Annotated in this window: 13 protein-coding genes and 1 pseudogene; 5 read left to right on the forward strand and 9 right to left on the reverse strand. The window is 56.1% G+C overall.

Going from position 1 to position 16,398, the window contains the following annotated elements:
• Nucleotides 1-202: 202 nt before the first annotated feature.
• Complete coding sequence (locus M8370_RS07705) at nucleotides 203-541, forward strand: hypothetical protein (protein ID WP_349665601.1); 339 nt, start codon at nucleotides 203-205, stop codon at nucleotides 539-541.
• Here the strand turns inward: M8370_RS07705 and M8370_RS07710 are convergent.
• From M8370_RS07710 to M8370_RS07725, 4 genes and pseudogenes are all read right to left on the reverse strand, one after another.
• Nucleotides 507-3,071: pseudogene (locus M8370_RS07710) on the reverse strand (CusA/CzcA family heavy metal efflux RND transporter); the annotation flags it as partial. The gene M8370_RS07705 and the pseudogene M8370_RS07710 sit on opposite strands and share 35 nt — an antisense overlap.
• A 10-nt stretch (nucleotides 3,072-3,081) precedes the next feature.
• Complete coding sequence (locus M8370_RS07715; protein ID WP_045294096.1) at nucleotides 3,082-4,323, reverse strand: efflux RND transporter periplasmic adaptor subunit; 1,242 nt, start codon at nucleotides 4,321-4,323, stop codon at nucleotides 3,082-3,084.
• Nucleotides 4,324-4,334: 11 nt separating this feature from the next.
• Entirely contained in the window at nucleotides 4,335-4,676 is a 342-nt protein-coding gene (cusF, locus tag M8370_RS07720) for a cation efflux system protein CusF (protein WP_020688657.1), read from the reverse strand.
• A 27-nt stretch (nucleotides 4,677-4,703) separates the two neighbouring features.
• Nucleotides 4,704-6,089 carry an efflux transporter outer membrane subunit gene (locus tag M8370_RS07725; protein WP_194500138.1) on the reverse strand — a complete coding sequence of 462 codons (1,386 nt, stop codon included), beginning with the start codon at nucleotides 6,087-6,089 and terminating at the stop codon, nucleotides 4,704-4,706.
• Between the two features lie 162 nt (nucleotides 6,090-6,251).
• Between M8370_RS07725 and M8370_RS07730 the strand changes: the two genes are divergently transcribed.
• Both M8370_RS07730 and M8370_RS07735 read left to right on the forward strand, forming a co-directional pair.
• A complete protein-coding gene (locus M8370_RS07730; protein ID WP_029883300.1) occupies nucleotides 6,252-6,935 on the forward strand; it encodes a copper/silver response regulator transcription factor in 684 nt (227 codons plus the stop codon).
• Entirely contained in the window at nucleotides 6,925-8,382 is a 1,458-nt protein-coding gene (locus M8370_RS07735) for a Cu(+)/Ag(+) sensor histidine kinase (RefSeq protein ID WP_194500137.1), read from the forward strand. The genes M8370_RS07730 and M8370_RS07735 overlap by 11 nt, the downstream gene beginning before the upstream one ends.
• Here the strand turns inward: M8370_RS07735 and M8370_RS07740 are convergent.
• Nucleotides 8,350-9,261: a LysR family transcriptional regulator gene (locus M8370_RS07740; RefSeq protein ID WP_250020724.1), complete on the reverse strand. Its 912-nt coding sequence runs from the start codon at nucleotides 9,259-9,261 to the stop codon at nucleotides 8,350-8,352. The genes M8370_RS07735 and M8370_RS07740 overlap by 33 nt on opposite strands.
• A gap of 117 nt (nucleotides 9,262-9,378) precedes the next feature.
• On the opposite strand from M8370_RS07740, the gene M8370_RS07745 reads away from it, so the two are divergent.
• Nucleotides 9,379-10,788: an MFS transporter gene (locus tag M8370_RS07745; RefSeq protein WP_250020725.1), complete on the forward strand. Its 1,410-nt coding sequence runs from the start codon at nucleotides 9,379-9,381 to the stop codon at nucleotides 10,786-10,788.
• Nucleotides 10,789-10,824: 36 nt separating this feature from the next.
• On the opposite strand, the gene M8370_RS07750 is transcribed toward M8370_RS07745, so the two are convergent.
• Genes M8370_RS07750 through M8370_RS07760 form a run of 3 tightly spaced genes read right to left on the reverse strand, consistent with a single transcriptional unit; the run spans nucleotide 10,825 to nucleotide 13,549 of the window.
• Nucleotides 10,825-11,820 (reverse strand): DUF2891 domain-containing protein, encoded by a 996-nt coding sequence (locus tag M8370_RS07750; RefSeq protein ID WP_148790919.1) that lies wholly within the window; start codon nucleotides 11,818-11,820, stop codon nucleotides 10,825-10,827.
• Nucleotides 11,821-11,843: 23 nt separating this feature from the next.
• Nucleotides 11,844-12,830, reverse strand: coding sequence for a DUF979 domain-containing protein (locus tag M8370_RS07755; RefSeq protein WP_013096574.1), 987 nt, complete (start codon nucleotides 12,828-12,830; stop codon nucleotides 11,844-11,846).
• Entirely contained in the window at nucleotides 12,827-13,549 is a 723-nt protein-coding gene (locus M8370_RS07760; protein ID WP_013096573.1) for a DUF969 domain-containing protein, read from the reverse strand. The genes M8370_RS07755 and M8370_RS07760 overlap by 4 nt, the downstream gene beginning before the upstream one ends.
• Nucleotides 13,550-13,764: 215 nt before the next feature.
• On the opposite strand from M8370_RS07760, the gene M8370_RS07765 reads away from it, so the two are divergent.
• Nucleotides 13,765-14,313, forward strand: coding sequence for a winged helix DNA-binding protein (locus tag M8370_RS07765; RefSeq protein ID WP_250020726.1), 549 nt, complete (start codon nucleotides 13,765-13,767; stop codon nucleotides 14,311-14,313).
• A 2-nt stretch (nucleotides 14,314-14,315) separates the two neighbouring features.
• On the opposite strand, the gene glgX is transcribed toward M8370_RS07765, so the two are convergent.
• Complete coding sequence (gene glgX, locus M8370_RS07770; RefSeq protein ID WP_250020727.1) at nucleotides 14,316-16,391, reverse strand: glycogen debranching protein GlgX; 2,076 nt, start codon at nucleotides 16,389-16,391, stop codon at nucleotides 14,316-14,318.
• Between the last annotated feature and the right edge of the window lie 7 nt (nucleotides 16,392-16,398).

Below are 16,398 nucleotides of genomic sequence, written 5' to 3' on the forward strand. Positions count from 1 at the left end.
GCGTTTTCCATCAAGTATCCGCACTTGGCGGAAAGCCATGTCTGATCCCTAACTTGCATTTCTGGCAATACGAATTGCTTTTCGTAACTGATCGGGCGTCCGGATAACGTACTTAACACAGAGTTCACGACAGTGCTCGCGGCTCATATGGCTGAACCTCTTTCGCATGACGGGCTGATGACGTTTATGTCATTATATTCAAATGATTAAAGCACTATATCGTCGACTAAACCACTGTAACGACCTGGCGGTAATAATCAGCAAGGCCAATACTGCACAACTGCAACAGTTAAAAGCGGAACTGGCCGAACTGATCGGGACACCCACGGGATGCTATACCATGGGCATTCCAGCTGTTCTCAGTACCCTTGGGGTGATCGTCAGTTTTGGGATACCGCAGCTGTGGTTAGGTTACAAAGTCAGCGCCGCCCTCGGGCAGCCTGAAGAAAGCGTATTTATATGGGTGGTTTTGATCGCCCTGCTGTTCTCAGGCATTAATGGCATGACGATGTTCCCGGTCTCAGCTTCACGTTCTGGCTGATGGCCGTCTTAAGGTCATTGACCACCGACACCATATCCCTGCCGCGGGCATCAATATAGATCCAGCTGGTTGGTCGGGCATTTTCCGTTTTCAGCATCGTCGGGCCGGAAACGACACGTATGTCCGCCACATCCCCCAGCGTGATTTGCTGCTTCATCGGGGTCAGGATCGGCATCTCTTTCAATGCCTGCGGGCTGTTCCGGTAGTCCTGAGGATAACGAATATTTATCGGGTACCGGGCCACGCCCTCAACCGTTTCCCCTACTGTCTCGCCACCAATGGCGGAGGAGACGAACAGCTTCACATCCCCCACCGTCATACCGTAGCGGGATGCTTTTTCACGATTAATATCCACATCAATGTAACGCCCGCCTTCCAGCCGCTCTGCCAAAGCAGACACCACGCCGGGTACGGTTTTGGCGACCGCTTCAATGCTCTGCGCCGTGGCGTCGATATCCGACAGAACGGTGCCTGACACCTTGATACCGATTGGGCTTTTAATCCCGGTAGAAAGCATGTCGATGCGGTTACGGATCGGCGGCACCCAGAGGTTAGCCAGACCGGGCAGACGGACGGTTTTATCGAGTTCGTCAATAATCTTGTCAATCGTCATCCCGGGTCGCCACTGATCCTCGGGTTTCAGCTGAATGGTGGTTTCCACCATTTCAAGCGGTGCGGGGTCCGTTGCTGTCTCTGCCTTACCGGTCTTGCCAAACACAGACGCCACTTCAGGAACGGTTTTGATGAGCTTGTCCGTGGTCTGCAACAGCGCAGCCGCTTCAGCCGGAGAAACGCCCGGCAGTGTTGATGGCATATACAGCAGATCGCCTTCGTTGATCTTCGGCAGAAACTCGCCGCCCATCTGACTCAGCGGCCATATAACCGTGAAGATCGACAAGGCCGCCACCAGCAGGGTTGTTTTTGGCCAGTGAAGCACCCGCAGCAGCAGCGGATGATAGGCTTTAATCAGCAGCCGGTTCAGCGGGTTACTGCTCTCGGCAGGAATTTTCCCCCGGATCCAGAAGCCCATCAGAATGGGAATGACGATAATGGCCAGCGCGGCTGCGCCTGCCATGGCGTACGTTTTGGTAAAGGCCAGCGGACCAAACAGACGCCCTTCCTGACCTTCGAGGGTAAAAATAGGGATGAACGATAAGGTGATGATAAGCAGGCTAATAAACAGCGCGGGGCCAACTTCAACGGAGGCGTTAGTGATCACCTTCCAGCGGGTCGCGTTATCAATCTGCTCGCCAGGGTGCTGATGATCCCACTCCTCAAGCCGTTTATGCGCGTTTTCAATCATCACGATGGCGGCATCCACCATCGCCCCCACGGCAATGGCGATCCCGCCCAGGGACATAATATTGGCGTTCAGCCCCTGGAAATGCATGACGATAAAGGCAATACACAGGCCTAGCGGCAGAGAGATAATCGCCACCAGCGCAGACCGCACATGCCAGAGAAACAGCGCGCAGACGATGGCCACCACAATAAACTCTTCCAGCAGTTTATAACTCAGGTTATCAATGGCCCGGTCAATCAGCTGGCTGCGATCGTACGTGGTAACAATCTCAACACCTTCCGGCAGGCTGGCCTTCAGCGTCTCCAGTTTATCTTTTACCGCGGTAATCACTTCACGTGCGTTTTTACCCGAACGCAGGATCACCACGCCGCCCGCGACCTCTCCCTGCCCGTTAAGCTCGGCGATCCCGCGCCGCATTTCAGGCCCGGTTTGTACGCGAGCAACATCACGCAGATAAACCGGTACTCCGTTCTCGCCGGTTTTCAGGACGATGTTATTGAAATCATCAATGGTCTGAAGATAGCCGCTGGCCCGGACCATATACTCTGCTTCCGCCATTTCGACCGATGAGCCCCCTGCTTCCTGATTAGAGGATCCCAGGGCCTGCTTCACGTCTGCCAGACTGATGCCGTATTGCGCCAGTTTCAGCGGATTGACCTGGATCTGATACTGCTTTACCACCCCGCCGACCGAGGCCACCTCCGCCACGTTCGGTATGGTTTTCAGCTCAAATTTCAGGAACCAGTCCTGCAAGGAACGCAGTTCGGACTGGTCGTGTTTTCCGCTGCGATCCACCAGCGCATATTCAAAGATCCAGCCCACGCCCGTAGCGTCTGGCCCAATTTCCGAACTGACACCAGCAGGCAGCTTCCCCTGAACCTGATTGAGATATTCCAGAACGCGCGAGCGGGCCCAGTAGAGATCGGTCCCGTCTTCAAAAATGACGTACACATAGGAATCACCAAACTGTGAAAACCCACGCACGGTCTTCGCACCCGGCACCGACAGCATGGTCGTGGTGAGCGGATACGTCACCTGGTTTTCGACAATTTGCGGTGCCTGGCCGGGGTAGCTCGTTTTAATAATCACCTGAACATCAGACAGATCGGGTAAGGCATCCACCGGCGTATTGATGATGGTCCATGTTCCCCAGACGCTAAGAAACAGCGCCCCCATCATCACCAGGAAACGGTTGGCGACAGCGCGCCGGATAATCCATGCAATCATCGTCGTCTCCTCAATGGCCTGAATGACTCTTTTCAGGTTGACGCATACGCTCCAGCGCACCGGTAATATTGGCTTCGGAATCAATCATGAACAGACCGCTAACCACCACCGACTCCCCTTCGTTGAGGCCGGATCCTACGGCGGACTGCTGCTGGGATTCGTGCAGAACGTGGATCTGCTTCGGCACAAACCGCCCTTCCGCATCAACGGTGATGACCCGCTGTTCTTTACCCGTATCGATAACGGCCTGGGAGGGGATCAACAGCATCTCCTGGCTTTGGGTGTTCAGCTTCAGATATGCATTCATGCCCGGCTTGAGCCGTTCGTCTTTGTTGGAAACCTGCAAGCGAACCTGCAGCGTACGGGTGGCAGGATCGACGCTTGGCAAAATGTTCCATTTTTCAACATGAAACGACGTGTCCGGGTACGCCGGGACCGAAATGTCAAACTGCGAGGAGTCTTTCAGCAGATACGCGATGGATTCAGGTATGGCCGCGCTGATCCACACCGGATCCATCCCCTGAATCTGTGCCACAACCTTATCTTTCGAAATATTCATCCCGGTACGCAGGTCAAAGCCGGTGATCACCCCGTCAATGGGGGCTTTGATGGTAAACCGGGTCTGGACCGTGCGGGTCGAGCGTAACCTTTGAATATCCGCTTCCGGCATGCCTGCCAGACGAAGCCGTTCAAGCACCCCTTTCAGCTGCGCGGGCGTGCCACCGGTGCCGGACAACAGAAGGAACTCACTCTGCGCTTCCACCCACTCCGGAATAGTAATGTCGATGAGCGGCGTGCCTTTCTTCACACGATCGCCTGTCGTCAGGGGATAGACCTTCTCCACAAAGCCTTCGGATCGTGACTGCACAATCACAAACTGATATTCGTTATAACTGACGTTGGCCGGGATGGTCTGGGCATAATTCAGCGTGCCGCGGGTTACTTTTTGCGTTTTTAATCCCAGGTTCTGAACCTGCGTCGGATCAATACGGATACCGGCACCGTTTTTATCGTCATTCTCATCCGCGTATTTAGGTACCAGATCCATATCCATAAACGGCGATTTACCGGGTTTATCGAATTTAACGTCGGGCTTCATCGGGTCATACCAGAAAAGCACCTTTCGTTCCGGCGGGGTATTTTCTGTTTTTTCGGCAGCATAAATATACTGCCACGCCGTCACTGCAATCAGCCCTCCCGCAAAAAGGCTGCCGATTATCATTGCAGCATATTTAACCTTTAACGATGCCATGCCGTTTCTCGCTATTTAATGCTTTTGAGTAAAGAGATATTGCCCTGCTGCACAAAAGAAAATTTCACGCGGTTGCCGACTTTTACGGCCTTAATACTTTCGTCTGCGTCGGTAAAGGTGAAACGCATGGTCATGGCGGGCCAGCCAATTTCCGGGATGGCTTCATGAGCGATCGTTACCTTTTTGTTTGTGAGATCAATGTCCTTTACGATGCCAGTCCCGGAGACAACCTGCTCTGTGGCCCCTTCGCTGGCAGCACTCATCTCTGCATGCTGATGAACCTCGGCCTGCAGGCCGGCAGAAAACATCATGGAGATCGCACCGAATACAACGGCCTTCATTGAATTACGCATATTATTTTCCTGTTGAGTTAATTATGGTTATTCGACCCAACCGCCGCCCAGCGCGGTGAAGAGATTAATTTCATTAACCTGTCGGGCATAAATAAGGTCGAGAATGTTTTGCTGCGTAGAAAACAGCGCGCGTTCCGCGTCTAATACTTCGATATAACTGACCGCACCGCGGGTATATAACCCTCTGGCACGCTGCAGGGTCATGTTTAGCGAATCAAGATACCGCTGTTGCGCAGCAAACTGCTGGCTGAGGCTGTCCCGCAGCGCGAGCGCGTCGGCGACCTGTTTAAAGGCGGACTGAATTTTTTGTTCATAATTCACAACCGACTGCTGCTGGCGAATTTCGGCCAGCTTCAGGTTGGCTTTATTCCTGCCCGCATTAAAAATGGGAATGTCTATTTTGGGAATAAAATTCCACATGCCGCTGCCGGACGTGAAGAGGCCAGATAATTCCATGCTGCCCGTTGAAAGCCCGCTGGTCAGGGAGATGGACGGGAAAAAGGCAGCGCGCGCCGCGCCAATATTCGCATCGGCCGCTTTAAGCTGATACTCCGCCTCCATAATATCCGGGCGCTGCAGCAATATTGCCGATGAAAGATGGGGTGGTAGTTGTACCGGCACAATATCGCTGGCGTTCATTCCGCCGTCGCCCGGTAGCGCGCGATACGTTCCGAGGACCAGTTGCAGGGCATTATTGGCCTGTGCCAGCTCCCCCTCTCTTTTGGCAATTTCTGCCCGGGTACTTTCGATCTGCCCCCGGGCCTGCTCCAGCGCCAGCACGTTCGTACTGCCCGTCACCAGCTGTTGCTCAACGAAGGCGTAAGACTGCTGATAATTTGACAGCGTATCGCGTGCGATACGCAGCTGTTTGTAGGCCAGCTGCTGGTTGAAATAGCTCTGGGACACATTAGCGACAAGCAAAATATGCACGGCACGACGGGCTTCTTCGCTGGCGAAAAAGTTTTGTCGGTCGGCATCGCTCATGTTCTTTAGCTTGCCAAAAAAGTCGAGTTCGTAGCTAAGCGCAAGTCCCGCGTCGTACTGCTGGGAAGTGGGTTTGTTACTCTTAAGCCCCCCGCTGTAAGTGATGCCCGAGGAGGCGTTCAGTTGAGGATAACGATCCGCATCCGTCACGTTGAACTGCGCCCGGGCCTCTTCAACCTTCAGCGCGGCCATTTTTATATCGCGGTTGTTCTTCAGGGCCTCTGTAATCAATCCCGCGATTTGCGGATCGACGAAGAAGTTGCGCCAGCCGGTGTCCTGATACATGCCCTCCACGGGCGTCAGGCTGTTACGCGACAGCGAAAACTGCTGGGGTACCGGTGACGTCGGGCGCTGGTATTCAGGGGCCAGCGAGACGCATCCTGTCAGGATAAATACCGTAGTGATGCTTAGTCGTTTTAGCAGGAACATAGCGGTTCAGATGAATTCCAGAGTATTTTTAGGGCTACTCTACTGAACGCGTCCTGTTTGACGGGTGACAGGATAATGACAATGTTGTCATTTATGGCGTAAGTCATTGTTAACGGTCACGGGTGCAATAGAATGTGCTGAGCAGCCAGTCGGGGAAGCGTGATGAAAATATTGATTGTTGAAGACGAAATTAAAACCGGTGAGTACCTCAGCAAAGGGCTTACGGAAGCGGGCTTTGTGGTGGATCGCGCTGACAACGGCCTGACCGGCTACCATCTCGCCATGACCGCCGATTATGACCTGCTCATTCTGGATATCATGCTTCCTGATGTGAACGGCTGGGATATCATCCGCATGCTCCGCTCTGCCGGAAAGGGAATGCCGGTCCTGTTGCTGTCGGCTCTCGGCACCATTGAACACCGGGTGAAAGGCCTGGAACTGGGGGCGGATGATTACCTGGTTAAGCCCTTTGCCTTTGCTGAGCTGCTCGCCCGGGTCAGAACGCTGTTACGACGCGGCAATACGGTGATCGCCGAGAGCCAGTTTACGGTGGCAGATCTGAGCATCGACCTCGTATCAAGGAAGGTAAACCGCGCCGGAAACCGCATTCTGCTCACCAGCAAGGAGTTCAGCCTGCTGGAGTTTTTTGTTCGCCATCAGGGTGAAGTGCTGCCCCGCTCGCTGATTGCCGCGCAGGTCTGGGATATGAATTTCGACAGCGACACCAACGCGATTGACGTCGCGGTGAAGCGGTTACGCGCCAAAATCGACAACGATTATGAACCGAAGCTGATCCAGACGGTGCGCGGCGTGGGCTATATGCTGGAGGTTCCGGATGCAGAGTAAGCCCGCCAGACGCCCCTTCTCCCTGGCTCTGCGCCTGACGTTCTTTATCAGCCTCTCCACCATTCTGGCTTTTTTCGCGTTTACATGGTTTATGCTCCACTCCGTTGAAAAGCACTTTGCCGAGCAGGATATCAGCGATCTGCAACAAATCAGCCGCGCCATGCACCGCATACTGCAGTCACCTGCGGATCCGGATGAAAAGAAAATCAGCAAAATCAAAGAGTCGCTGGCCAGCTATCGCAACGTTGCCGTCCTGCTGCTCGATCCCCGTGGCAATGTGCTCTTCAGCTCACAGGGCGAGGCCATCCGGCCAGCGGTGAATACCGCGGATTTCAGCGCCCATCGCCGCGCGCAGGATGTGTTTCTTTGGTCAGTGGAGGACGCTGGCAAGGCGATGCACGCCGGGTCCGACATGAAGATGGAAACATACCGGATTATCGCCTCTTCCGGCACGGCGACATTGCAGGGAAAAGAACAACACTATGTCATGCTGATCGGCCTCTCCATTAATTTTCATCTTCACTACCTTGAGGCGCTGAAAAAGAACCTGATTGCCATCGCGGTGGCGATCAGCCTGCTGATTATTCTGCTCATTCGCATCGCGGTACGTCAGGGACACCTGCCCCTGCGTAACGTCAGCAATGCGATAAAAAATATCACCTCAGAGAATCTGGATGCGAGGCTTGAGCCGTCGCGGGTGCCGGTTGAGCTGGAGCAGCTGGTGATCTCGTTTAACCACATGATTGAAAAAATTGAGGATGTCTTTACCCGTCAGGCAAATTTCTCTGCCGATATCGCCCATGAGATCAGAACCCCGATCACCAATCTGGTAACGCAAACGGAAATTGCGTTAAGCCAGAACCGCTCGCCGAAAGAGCTGGAGGATGTGCTGTACTCAAGCCTTGAAGAGTACAACCGGATGACCCGCATGGTCAGCGATATGCTGTTCCTGGCCCAGGCGGATAATAATCAGCTGATCCCTGACAGGGTAACCTTTGATTTGAGCGCGGAGGTGATGAAAGTCTTTGATTTCTTCGAGGCCTGGGCGGAAGAACGCCATATCACGCTGCGTTTTAACGGCACGCCCTGCCTGATAGACGGCGATCCGCAGATGTTCCGAAGAGCCATCAATAACCTGCTCTCCAATGCCCTGCGCTATACGCCGGACGGAGAAACGGTGACCGTGTCGGTAAGTGAAAAGGAAAACGCGTGCGAGCTGATCGTTGCCAACCCCGGCAAGCCGATCCCTGAGTCGCATTTGCCCCGGCTGTTCGACCGCTTTTACCGGGTGGATCCGTCCAGACAGCGAAAAGGAGAAGGCAGCGGGATCGGCCTGGCGATTGTGAAATCCATCATCACCGCGCATCACGGCAACGTGCGTGTGGAATCCGATGCTGTGTCGACCCGTTTTATATTATCGGTGCCGCGACTGATGGCACACCGCTAGCACCTTCTCTCTGAGCCACCGGTGGCCCGGATCCTGTTCCATCCGCGGGTGCCACATCTGCGATACGGTAATGGTCCGGGTGTTGAACGGCAGTTCAAAGATGTGCACATTCTCGCTCATCGGTTGATTGAGCAGATACAACGCCGGGACCATCGCAATCAGATCGGACGCCAGCGCCACGGATAACGCAGTAGGAAAACCGGGCACCACGCTGGCGATTTTGCGTTTCATCCCCCGCGCGGCCAGGGCATCATCAACAAAACCGTGTGATGAGCCATTTGGCGCGGTCACCACATGACCCCAGGCGACATAATCCTCAAGGCTGACTATTGGCAGCGCCGCCAGCGGATGCCCTTTGCGCACCGCGCCAACAAAGCGGTCCTCAAAGAGCCGCTGCAGACGAATTTCGGGCCCCATGTTGCTCTGCACACCAATTTCCAGGTCAACCAGCCCCTCCCGCAGATAACGCGACGTTTTCTCCGGTTTTGGGGCAAAGCGGATGCAGACATCCGGCGCTGCTTCCGCAACGGCCGCAATCAGCAACGGGCCAAACGCCACCACAAAGCCATCATTGGCTCTGACAGTAAACACCCGTTCAAGATTTTCTGCCCGGAAGGTGTCCGTTGAAGGCTGTAGTACCGCCCTTGCCTCATGCAGCGCATGTCGGGCGCGATCCCGGGTGGATTCGGCCCACGGAGTCAGCACCATCTGACGCCCGGCCCGCACCAGAATCGGATCGCCGGTGACCTCACGAAGCCTGCTCAGCGTGCGGCTCATGGCTGAGGTGCTCAGGTTAAGACGCCGCGCCGCCCCCGCCACGCTGGCTTCAGCCAGCAGGATGTCGAGCGCGACAAGCAAGTTGAAATCAGGATCGGTCACAAAACCTCCTCATACAGGGCGTTTGATGCAACGTATAAGTGCAAATGCTGCGTCTTCCGCCCTGTATAACCCATTACTATAGTGTCGTCATCAACATTCTTGCCTGGAGATAACACGATGACGCTCTTTTCATACCAACCCGGCGACGAAGGATTACCGGGACATGAACGCGCCCGGGTGATGGCTGCGGTGATGACCACCACGTTGATGGGCGTATTCGATGGCACCATGATCAACATTGCCCTGCCATCAATGGCCAGCGCGATGCAGGTGCCCGCGAATGTCGCAGTCTGGTTCGCCAACGGTTACCTGCTGTCAGCGGCAATGACGTTAGCCATCTTCGCCGCACTCGCCGCGCGCGTGGGTTACCGCCCGGTGTTTCTGGCAGGACTGGCTACGTTTACCCTGACCTCGCTCGGCTGCGCGCTGGCAACAACGCCGGAAATGCTGATCGGGATGCGTATTTTGCAGGGTATCGGCGGCGCGGCCACGCTGAGTATTGCCCCGGCGATCCTGCGCTCGGTGTTCCCGGGACGGCTGCTTGGCCGCATTCTGGGGCTGCACGCTCTGCTTATCGCCGCCAGCACCGCCATTGCGCCGGTGCTGGGCGGAACAATACTCGACGTACTGAGCTGGCAATGGCTGTTCGCGATCAACATTATTCCCGGTACCGTTGCCCTGATGCTGGCCTGGAAAGCGCTGCCGCGGGCGACGGCCTCTGATAGGTCCCCGTTCGACGTGCCCGGTGCCCTGTTGTCCGTGATCCTGCTGGGGTCGATGATCATGGCGGCAAACAGCGTAGAGAATAGAGCGCACGCCATCAGCACCGTTTGCTGGGCATTTGTCGCTACGGTCAGCCTCATCGCTTTTGTCTGGCATATCCGCCGTGCCCGGAGCCCCATCCTGCCGCCTGTGATATTCAGCAACGGACGGTTTACCCTCGCCGCGCTAACCTCGCTGGCCTCGTTTGTGAGTCAGGGCATTACCTTTATCGCGCTGCCGTTTCTGTTTCAGAGCGTGTACGGCTATAGCCCGGCGATCTCCGCTTTACTGTTCACCCCCTGGCCGATAGGTATCGTACTCATTGCGCCGCACGCGGGCCGTTGGGCAGACACGATCTCCGCCCCGTTGATCTCCACGCTTGGACTGATGATTTTTGTCGTTGGGTTGATTTTGCTGGCGACGCTGCCTGCCAGCCCTTCTGCCTGGGATATCTGCCTCAGGAGCCTGGTGTGCGGCATCGGCTTTGGCTGTTTCCAGAGTCCCAATAACCGTGAAATGCTCTCTAACGTTGCCAGGGAGTACGCCAGCTATGCATCCGGGGTGTTGTCCATCGTCAGAACGTTCGGCCAGTGTCTCGGTGCCGCCGTGGTGGGAATTTTGCTGGCTGCGACCGCAGGGTCAGATCATCAAATGCTGGATGACGGTGCCGTTCATCTTGCGCTGTGGATCGCGGTGATCGCGTCAACTGCGTCAGTATTATTTAGCGTTAGCCGACTGCGTCGCGCGCGACAGGCTACGGCATAAATGCCAGGGCAGCGTCCTGCGACGCTGCCCCCATATTTACTCCAGCGCCAGCAGCGCAAAACTCGCCAGCCAGTGCCCACCGCTGTAGTGGCTGCCGACAACATGCCCGACGCTCGCCGTCAGGTGTTTCGCCACCGCATCACGCAGCGCCTGCTGCGCCGGATGATCCTCCGGCAGCGCACTGGCAATATGTTTCATGCACCAGGCGCGGCTGAGGTTTAATCCGTCCAGATGCGCAATTTTGGGGTCGGTACGGTCGCTCACTTCTGCCGGGTTCATCAGCGCAGAGACAGCCCCGATATTCGGCAGAAACGCGTCGAACCAGGCCGGGAAATTCTCCGCGACCTTGCTCATCAGCAGAGCCTCTGTCAGCGCGCCGGATACATACTCATCACCACCCGGTTCATAGTGAGCCGGATACTGGGTATCCGCGTGATAAAACCGCGTCGCCGCCCCCAGAATGGCACTCTCCAGCGCGTTATCTTCCACCGCCCGGGCGTAATCGATCCCCAGCGCGAGGGCAAACGCGGTGTTGTAATGCGTGCCAACCCGAATCGGGTACGTCAGCTTACTGAGGTAATCCACCAGACGGTTGCGAATGTCCTGCGTTAACGGCGCAAGCGTCTGATACCAGCCTGCCGCCTGCGGCAGCGATGACTGTTTCAGCTCCTGGGCCAGTGCCAGCAGCCAGCCATAGCCATACGGACGCTCGAACGAGGCGCGGAACGGCGCGTTGAAATAAGCCAGCTCCTGCGCCACCTTTTCTGGCGTGAGATGGTCGGCAAACAGCGTGATAATGTCATCCCGGCACGACAGTTCCGGGTAGAGGCGCAGGCAGCGCAGCAGCAGCCAGTAGCCGTGTACCGCCGAGTGCCAGTCAAAACAGCCATAAAAAATGGGATGCAGTTCGCGCGGCGGCAGGACGTCCCCGTCATCATTGAGCAGATGCATAATGTGGTTCGGGTATTCCTGGCGCAGATAGGTCAAAGGCATTCTGGCAAAAGCATCAGCCTGGTGTTGCGTTAATTCCATCACAGCTCCTTAGGTTGCCACGCTTAGCGAAACACGAGGAAGTACATTAAGAACACGTTGACCACCAGCAGGGTTAACGCGGTCGGGATCTGGATCTTAATGACCTGATATTTGTCTTTCAGCTCCAGTAACGCGGCGGGAACGATGTTGAAGTTCGCCGCCATCGGCGTCATCAGCGTGCCGCAATAGCCAGCGTACATACCAATCGCCAGCAGCGGTGCCGGATTACCGTGATGCACGTGGATCAGAAACGGTAAGGCGATACCGGCGCTCAGCACCGGGAAGGCCGCAAAGGCATTACCCATGATCATGGTGAACAGCGCCATGCCGACGCAGTAAATCACCACCAGCATAAAGCGGCTGTCCGGGTTCACAAACAGGCTGACTACCTTCTGCACGGAGTTGCCGGTATTGGCCACCACAAAAACCCCGCCCAGCATGGCCAGCATCTGCGGCAGGATCACCGCCCAGCCAATGGTATCCACCAGTCGGCGAGACTGACGGACGGCATGCAGCGGCGTACCTTTTGTCAGCCACCAGCCGGTAAGGATGGCCGCCACACAGGCCACGCACAGCGCCGCCAGCGTGAGCTGTTTTTGATCGAGCAGGTAAACCCCGCCAATCGACACCCCTTTCAGGAACAGCGTGCCGATAACCGTCACTACCGGGATCATCAGGGCCGGTAAAAACAGCCAGTTTTTCAGCCGGTTTGAGGAGGCAATACGCTCAGGCTCACTGGCCATTTTGTACTGCCCTTTACCGACCAGCCCAAAGCCTGCCAGAAGGGCAATTACAATCACGGCGCCGCCAATGATCCGGTACGCCAGCGAGCGGCCCAGCTCCTGCACCATCAGGTCACCGAACAGGAAGATACCACCGAACAGAAACCAGAACAGCGCCGTGGTAAAACGTTTGGGGTTGGCGCGATCGCGCAGGGTCATAACCACCAGCAGCATCACGACAAAGCCAATCAGGTAGTACACGCGGTTAATGGTGAGCAGCGTCATCATGGCGCGATCTCCTGCGTTCCCTGCCCGGCTTTCCAGGCCATCACGTCACGGCGGATGCTGGCATCCAGGCGCAACAGACGCGTCATATGAATAATCAATGCCGCAATCGCCGTCGGGATCGCCCACAGGCCGATATGCAGCGGTTCAATACCCTGAATACCGTTCTCCTTCAGGAAGGCGTCGATCAGCAGCACCGCCCCGAAGGCGATAAAAATATCTTCGCCAAAGAACACCGCGATATTGTCACACGCGGCGGCATGGGCTTTGATTTTGTCGCGAATATGCTGGGGCAGTTCGCCGTACTCGTTCAGCGCCGCCCCTTCGGCCATCGGTGCCAGCAGCGGACGCACCGTCTGGGCATGACCGCCCAGCGACATCAGCCCCAGCGCGGCCGTCCCCTCGCGGGCGACAAAATAGATCATCAGAATACGCGCCGAAGTGGCGCTGGCGATCTTCGCCACCCACGCCTGTGCGCGCTCTTTTAGACCGTAATATTCCAGCAGACCAATAACCGGCAGGATCAGAATGAATGTAGCCAGAGAGCGGCTGTTGACGAACTTCTCGCCGAAGGTTTCCAGCAGCATGCCGAAATCCATCCCAACCAGCAGACCCGTCGTCAGCCCTGCTACCACGACCACCAGTAGCGGGTTGAAGCGCAGGGCAAAACCAATAACCACCACCGGGATCCCGATAAGCGGCAACAGTGTAGAACCGTCCATAAACGTTACCCTATCCAAAGTGAGCGTTGCGCGCCGACGGCTATTTTTTTAATTTGCGGCGAGCGATGTTGTGTTTTCCGTCAGGCTTCGAAAACCTGCGTTAAAAAGCTATATCTGAACCGCAAAAACATGTAAACAATTTATCAATAAAATGTTCTTATTTTATCGATGAGTTTACATTTCCGGGCAACAGCCACACTCCCGTAAGGAACGTTATGACCCTGAAGAATAGTGCTGCATCAATGAATCACGACGACATTAACGACGGCCGGATCGTCTCCTCCCGCCATCTGGTATCCGAGCGCTGCGCGGAGCTATCGGAGCTGGAGTACGCGCTGATCATGACCAGTAACGCGTTCAATAAATGGATGGTGCGCTGCATGACCGCGGCCGGTGAGCCGGATATGGGGGCCTTTGACGTCTCGCTTTTGCATCATGTGAATCACCGCAATCGCAAGAAGAAGCTGGCCGATATCTGTTTTGTGCTCAACGTGGAAGACACCCACGTGGTGACCTATGCGTTGAAAAAGCTGGTCAAGGCGGGCTACGTCACCAGTGAAAAGGCAGGAAAAGAGCTTTTCTTCTCCACCACCGAGGCGGGAAAAGCACTGTGCATGAAATACCGGGATGTGCGCGAAGCGTGTCTGATCAACATACATGCCGAAAGCGGGATTTCGGGTGCCGCTATCGGTGACACCGCCCAGCTGCTGCGCACCATTTCATCCCTGTATGACACCGCCGCACGGGCGGCGGCATCACTTTGACATCACGGGCGTCTGAAGAGAGTAATACTGCGCCCCGCCAGTTCGTAATCCACGGTCCGGGTGATGACCTCGCCCGTGGCAACTTCCCCCGCCGTGGAGAGTTCCAGCACCCAGCCTCCTTCACCAAACTGCGGGATCTGGAACGACACGGCGCCTTCGAAGGGGTTGAACAGCATCAGCACGTCGTGCCAGATCCCCTCCTCCTGGATGAGATCGGGCCGGCTGATGGAGACGCCGATTGTCGAGCCTTCCTCCCATTGCTCAGACTGCTGCGGTCCTCCTCCGGCGTTAAACCAGCGGATCTCAAGACCGTCTCGCCAGCTCTCCCGGCGCAGCAGCGGCTGTTTGGCGCGAAGCGCAATCAGGTGCCGGGTAAACTCGCGCAGCGCGACGTCGTTTTCTGACAACCCTTTCCAGTTGATCCAGGAGATCTCGCTGTCCTGACAATAGCCGTTGTTGTTCCCTTTTTGCGTCCGGCCAAACTCATCCCCGGCCAGCAGCATCGGTGTACCGTGGGAGAACAACAGCGTGGTGAGGAAGTTCCGTTTCTGCCGTTCACGGGTGGCAATAATGTCCGGGTTCTCGGTCGGGCCTTCCTCCCCATAGTTATACGCGCGGTTATCGTTATGCCCGTCGTTATTATCTTCACCATTATCGGCGTTGTGTTTCTCGTTGTACGACACCAGATCGTTCAGCGTGAAGCCGTCATGCGCGGTAATAAAGTTGACGCTGGCCCACGGGCGACGTCCGCGTAAATCATAGAGATCGCCCGAGCCCAGCAGGCGGGCGGCAAAATCAGTGGGAACGTTATCGCCCCGCCAGTATTCGCGAACGGTATCGCGATATTTGTCGTTCCACTCGCCCCAACCGGGCGGGAAGCCGCCCACCTGATAGCCGCCGGGGCCAATATCCCAGGGCTCACCAATGAGCTTGAGTTTTGATAAAACCGGATCCTGGGTCATGGCATCAAAGAAGCCGCCGCGCGGATCGAACCCTTCTGGCTCGCGCCCCAGTATCGTACCCAGATCGAAGCGAAAACCGTCGATATGCATCGATTCCGCCCAGTAGCGCAGCGAATCCATGATCATCTGCAGCACACGCGGGTGTGAGGTGTTCACCGTATTCCCCGTGCCGGTGTCATTGATGTAATAGCGATGCTGATCCGGCAAGGTGCGGTAATAGCTGTAGTTATCGATACCCTTGAACGAGAGCGTCGGGCCAAGCTCATTGCCCTCTGCCGTGTGGTTATAGACCACATCCAGAATCACCTCGATACCCGCGTCATGGTAGGCGCGGACCATATCGCGAAAACCCTGGATCCCTGCCGGGCCGTAATAACGTGACGCGGGCGCAAAAAAGCCCAGCGTGTTATAGCCCCAGAAATTCTTCAGGCCGCGGTCCAGCAGGTGCTGATCGTCCGGGAACCAGTGAACCGGCAGCAGCTCGACGGCGGTGATACCCAGACTTTTGATGTAATCGACCGAGGCTTTATGCCCCATGCCTTCAAAGGTGCCGCGCAGCTCGGGCGGTATCGCCGGGTTGAGCTGGGTAAAGCCTTTCACATGGCTCTCATAGACCACGGTATGCGGCCAGGGGATCGCTGGCCGCTGATGGTCCTGCCAGTCAAACGCATTCGGATCGATAACCCTGCATTTTGGAGTGAACGGCGCGCTGTCCCGCGTGTCAAAGCTCAGATCCAGCGCATCATGACCCAGTTCGTAGCCAAAATGGGCATCATTCCAGTCGATATCGCCCACCAGTTCACGGGCATAGGGATCGATGAGCAGCTTATGCGGGTTAAAGCGATGCCCGTTTTCCGGGTCATACGGCCCGTAGACGCGATAGCCATACAGCGCGCCGGGCTGGAGGTCGGGCACATAGCCGTGCCAGATCTCGTGGGTGTATTCAGGCAGCTCCAGACGGGCGATTTCCGTTTTACCGGAGGGATCAAACAGACAGAGCTCCACCCGCTCGGCGTGAGCTGAAAAAAGCGCGAAGTTAACCCCTTTCCCGTCATAATTTGCGCCCAGCTGCTGGCCATGACCGGCCCGTATGTCAAACGTATTTTCCTTTGCCATTTTCGTT

It is taken from the genome of Enterobacter cloacae complex sp. OE43NF, from assembly GCF_023544405.1.
In the GTDB taxonomy this organism is placed as follows: domain Bacteria; phylum Pseudomonadota; class Gammaproteobacteria; order Enterobacterales; family Enterobacteriaceae; genus Enterobacter; species Enterobacter cloacae.